This is a genomic window from Acidimicrobiales bacterium (assembly GCA_036273495.1).
Taxonomy (GTDB): Bacteria; Actinomycetota; Acidimicrobiia; order Acidimicrobiales; family JAJPHE01; genus DASSEU01.
This window is the reverse complement of the sequence record DASUHN010000225.1, coordinates 1-4,460: the sequence shown is the minus strand read 5'-3', so window position 1 is coordinate 4,460 and position 4,460 is coordinate 1. Positions and strand designations below refer to the sequence as shown.

Genomic DNA, 4,460 nt, shown 5'->3' with positions numbered 1-4,460 from the left:
GAGCGCAGCGGGGACCGGGCCGACGACCACGCCCGCCTGGCCGCCACCGCCGCCGAGCTGGGGGCGGAGGAGGTGGTGGTGGGCCTGCCGCTGTCGTTGTCCGGCGGGCTGGGGCCCGCGGCGCGGGCCGCCCTCGACGAGGTGGAGGAGCTGCGGTCCGCCCTGGGCGTTCCGGTCCACACCCAGGACGAGCGGTTCACCACGGTCACCGCGACCCGGGCGCTCCGGGAGGCGGACGGGCGGCGGGCCGGACGGGGGACCCGGCGGGCCCGGGCCCCGAAGGGTGCCGTGGACGAGGCCGCCGCCGCGGTTCTGCTGCAGGCATGGCTGGATGCCGGATCCCGCCGCTGAGGGCCCGCCGCCCGCTCCGGAGGCGGCGCCGCCCACCGGGCCATCGGCCCCGCCGGCGGGCGGCGGCGGCGGTCCGGGCCGGGTCCGCCTCTCCCGTCTGTGGCGGGTGGTCGCCGTGGGGGTGGCGCTGCTCGTGGTGGTGGTGGGGGGCGTGGCGCTGTGGGTGGACCACCAGGTGAACCCGGGGGGACGACGGGGCCCGGCCGTGGTGGTCGACGTCCCGTCGGGGGCGTCCACGACCAGGATCGCCGACGAGCTGGCCTCCGCCCACGTGATCTCCCATCCCTTCCTGTTCCGGCTGTACGTCAAGGTGCTGGGCGGGGGTCCGTTCGAGGCCGGCGAGTACTCGCTGCCCCGCCACGACTCCTACGGCGACGTGGTGGCCTCGATGCACCGGGGCCCGCTCGTGCACCGACTGACGATCCCCGAGGGGTTCACCCTGGACCAGATCGCCGCCCGGGTCGGGGCCATCCCCGGCCACACCCGGGCCCGGTTCCTGGCGGCGGCGCGGAGCGGTGAGGTGCGGTCGCAGTACCAGCCGGCCGGATCCACCGACCTCGAGGGCCTGCTGTTCCCGGACACGTACCAGGTGCAGCCCGGGGAGACCGACACCCAGATCCTCGGCCAGATGGTGGCCCGCTTCGACGAGGTGGCCGGCCAGCTCGGCGTGGCCGGGGCGGCGCAGAGCGCCGGGGTCACCCCGTACCAGGCGGTGGTCGTGGCGTCGATGGTGGAGCGGGAGGCCAAGGTCCCCGCCGACCGGGGCCTGGTGGCGCAGGTGGTCTACAACCGCCTGACCCGCGGCATGCGCCTGCAGGTCGACGCCACCGTGCTCTACGCCCTCGGCCCGGGCCACAGCACCCTGTCGGCCGCCGACCTGGGCGTGGCCTCGCCGTACAACACCTACCGGGTGACGGGCCTGCCCCCGACTCCGATCGCCAGCCCGGGCCGGGCCGCCCTCGAGGCGGCGCTCAACGCCCCGAAGGGGCCCTACCTCTATTACGTGGTCGTGGAACCGGACGGGAAAGAGGCGTTCTCGACCACCCTGGCCGGCCAGGAGCAGAACATCGCCCTGGCCCGGTCGCGAGGGTTGGCCGGGTGAGCGAGGAGCTGGCCGAGCCCTGGCCCCCGTGGCCCGGGGGCGCCACCCGGGTGGCGGGGGTCATCGGGGACCCGGTGCGCCACTCGCTGTCCCCGGTCCTCCACAACGCCGCCTTCCGGGCCCTCGGCCTGGATTGGGCCTTTCTGGCCTTCCCGGTCGCGTCCGGGCAGGCGGCCCCGGCCCTGCTGGGCATGCGAGCCCTGTCCATCGACGGGCTCTCGGTGACCATGCCCCACAAGACCGACGTGGCGGCCCTCGTCGACCGGCTGAGCCCGCGAGCGGAGCGCCTGGGAGCGGTGAACACCGTGGCCTGGGAGGGCACGGCCCTGGTCGGGCACAACACCGACGGGCCCGGGTTCCTCGACTCCCTGCGGCTGGACCGCGGCTTCGACCCGGCCGGCCGGCGCTGCGTGGTGGTGGGGGCAGGCGGGGCGGGGCGGGCGGTGGTGCTGGCCCTGGCGGATGCGGGAGCCTCGGCCGTGGTCGTGGTCAACCGCAGCCCCGACCGGGCGACCGCCGCCGCCGGCCTCGCGCCCGGCGTGGCCCGGGTGGGCCCCGTAGAGGAGGTGAGCGGGGCCGACCTCGTCGTCAACGCCACCTCGGTGGGGATGGGGAAGACCGCCGGGGACCTGCCCATCGAGGCCGATCTTCTACAGGCCGGCCAGGTCGTGGTCGACATCGTGTACCACCCTGCGGTCACCGCTCTCCTGCGGGAGGCCCGGGCCCGGGGGGCGACCACGGTGGGTGGTCTCGGCATGCTCGTCCACCAGGCCGCCCACGCCTTCCGCCTGTGGACGGGGGAGGACCCGCCGCTGGAGGCGATGTCGGCGGCGGCGGCGGCAGCCGTGGCCCCCCTCCAGTAATTCGGCGGAGTTGCCGATATTGCACCAAGGGCTCGCCTGGGCGAGTGGTCCAGAGGGACCGCGGGCGGGGTCGGAGGCGTATATGTCGGTCACATCGGTGCCCAAGGTCACAAGCCGACCGGGGCAGCTCGGCCATCTCCTCGTGCAGCGCGGGCTCATCACGGAGGACCAGCTGGCGTCGGCTCTGGCCGAGCAGGCCGAGAACCGCCGTCCCCTCGGGCGGGTGCTCATCGACCGGGGCCTTCTGACCGAGGAGCACCTGGTCTGCGCCCTGGCCGAGCAGTCCGGCTACGAGTACGTGGACCTGAGCGAGCACCAGCCCGACGCATCGGTCTTCTCGATGCTCACCGCCGCGCTGGCCCGCCGTTACCAGGCCATCCCGCTGCGCTGGGAGGGCGACAAGCTGGTCGTGGCCATGGCGGACCCCCGCAACGTCCTGGCCGTGGACGACATCCGTACGCACACGGGCCGGAATCTCAAGATCGTGGTGGCGTCGGCGGCGTCGGTGGCGGCCGCCATCGAGCGCTTCGAGAACCTCGAGGGTGACGCCGACCGCATCTCGGCCGAGGCGGCCACCTCGCTGGAAGAAGAGACCGACGACGCGTCGGGCCTCGAGTACGTCGTCGAGGACGCCCCGATCGTCAAGCTGGTCAACCTCCTCATCACCGAGGCGGTGACCGACCGGGCTTCGGACATCCACATCGAGCCCGGCCAGGACGACGTCCGCGTCCGCTACCGCATCGACGGCGTTCTGCACGAGCGGATGCGGTTGCGCAAGAGCATCCAGAACGGCGTGGTGTCCCGGTTCAAGATCATGGCCGACATCAACATCGCCGAGCGTCGCCTGCCCCAGGACGGCCGGGCCACGCGCAAGGTGGGCAACCGCGACGTGGACCTCCGCGTCGCCACCCTGCCGACGGTGTTCGGGGAGAAGGTGGTCATCCGGATCCTCGACCGGTCCACCGCCCTGCTCCAGCTCTCGGATCTCGGGTTCCTGCCCGACTCGATGAGCCAGTACGCCGAGGCGTACCGCAAGCCCTACGGGACCATCCTGGTCACCGGCCCGACCGGGTCAGGCAAGTCGACCACCCTCTACGCCACCCTCAACATCCTCAACGAGGACCACCGCAACATCATCACCGTCGAGGACCCGGTCGAGTTCCGCCTGCCGGGCGTGAACCAGGTCCAGGTGAACCCGAAGGCGGGCCTGACGTTCGCCACGGCCCTCCGCGCGATCCTCCGCTCGGACCCCGACGTGCTGCTGGTGGGCGAGATCCGGGACCGGGAGACCGCCACCATCGCCGTCGAGGCCGCCCTCACCGGGCACATGGTCCTCTCGACCCTGCACACCAACGACGCGGCGTCGACGCCGAGCCGCCTGGTCGAGATGGGCGTCGAGGCCTTCCTCGTGGGATCGGCGCTCGACTGCATCGTGGCCCAGCGTCTGGCCCGCCGGCTGTGCGACCGGTGCAAGAAGCCTTATGAGCCCTCGGCCGAGGAGATCCGCGCCGCCGCCGGCGAGTACGCCGATCTGGTGGAGATGGCGGCGGGCGAGAAGTGGTTCCGGGCCGTCGGGTGCGGGGCATGTGGTCGTACGGGGTACCGGGGCCGCTTCGCCATCCACGAGGTGCTGACGATCACCGAGCAGGTGGAGCGGCTGATCGTCGAGCGGGCCCACTCCGACGACATCAGGCGGCTGGCGACCGCCCAGGGAATGATCAGCCTGCGCCGGGCCGGGCTGGCCCAGGTGCGGGCGGGGGTCACGTCGGCGGAGGAGATCCTCCGCGTCGTGGCCTGACCACAGAGACCAGGAGACAGATCGCAATCATGGACGCAACTCAGAGCATCGAGGGACTGGCCCAGATCGACCCGCGGGTCGTTCCCTCGGGCGTCGAGATCCACGTCAACCAGCTCCTGTCACGCGTGGTGGAGATGGGTGCCTCGGACCTCCACCTCACCGCCGGCCTCGTCCCGTGCGCCCGCGTGCACGGACGCATCGTCCCGCTGGACGAGTTTCCCGTTCTCGTGCCGGCGGAGACCCGCCGGCTGGTGTTCTCGATCCTCACCCAGCGCCAGAGGGAGCGGTTCGAGGAGGCCCTGGAGCTCGACACCTCGCACTCGGTCAAGAACTTCGGCCGGTTCCG

General features: G+C 73.0%; 5 protein-coding genes. All 5 read left to right on the top strand.

Translation table 11 applies throughout. The features are described from left to right. A partial coding sequence (gene ruvX, locus VFW24_09535; GenBank protein ID HEX5267003.1) for a Holliday junction resolvase RuvX occupies positions 1 to 351 on the top strand: 351 nt, incomplete at its 5' end. Further along, a complete protein-coding gene (gene mltG, locus VFW24_09530) occupies positions 332 to 1,453 on the top strand; it encodes an endolytic transglycosylase MltG (protein ID HEX5267002.1) in 1,122 nt (373 codons plus the stop codon). The genes ruvX and mltG, both read left to right, overlap by 20 nt. Further along, positions 1,450 to 2,316 (top strand): shikimate dehydrogenase, encoded by an 867-nt coding sequence (locus tag VFW24_09525; GenBank protein HEX5267001.1) that lies wholly within the window; start codon positions 1,450 to 1,452, stop codon positions 2,314 to 2,316. Before mltG ends, VFW24_09525 begins: the two co-directional genes overlap by 4 nt. 82 nt (positions 2,317 to 2,398) lie before the next feature. After that, the gene (locus VFW24_09520; GenBank protein HEX5267000.1) at positions 2,399 to 4,114 is read left to right on the top strand and encodes an ATPase, T2SS/T4P/T4SS family; all 1,716 of its coding nucleotides are present in this window, start codon (positions 2,399 to 2,401) and stop codon (positions 4,112 to 4,114) included. 29 nt (positions 4,115 to 4,143) lie between these two features. Then, positions 4,144 to 4,460, top strand: a 317-nt coding sequence (locus VFW24_09515; protein HEX5266999.1) for a hypothetical protein, incomplete at its 3' end; no start/stop codon positions are given.

Bases quoted from the DNA above. Each gene is read 5' to 3' on its own strand.
- VFW24_09520 (HEX5267000.1), top strand. From the start codon at position 2,399: ATGTCGGTCACATCGGTGCCCAAGGTCACAAGCCGACCGGGGCAGCTC.
- mltG (HEX5267002.1), top strand. From the start codon at position 332: ATGCCGGATCCCGCCGCTGAGGGCCCGCCGCCCGCTCCGGAGGCGGCG.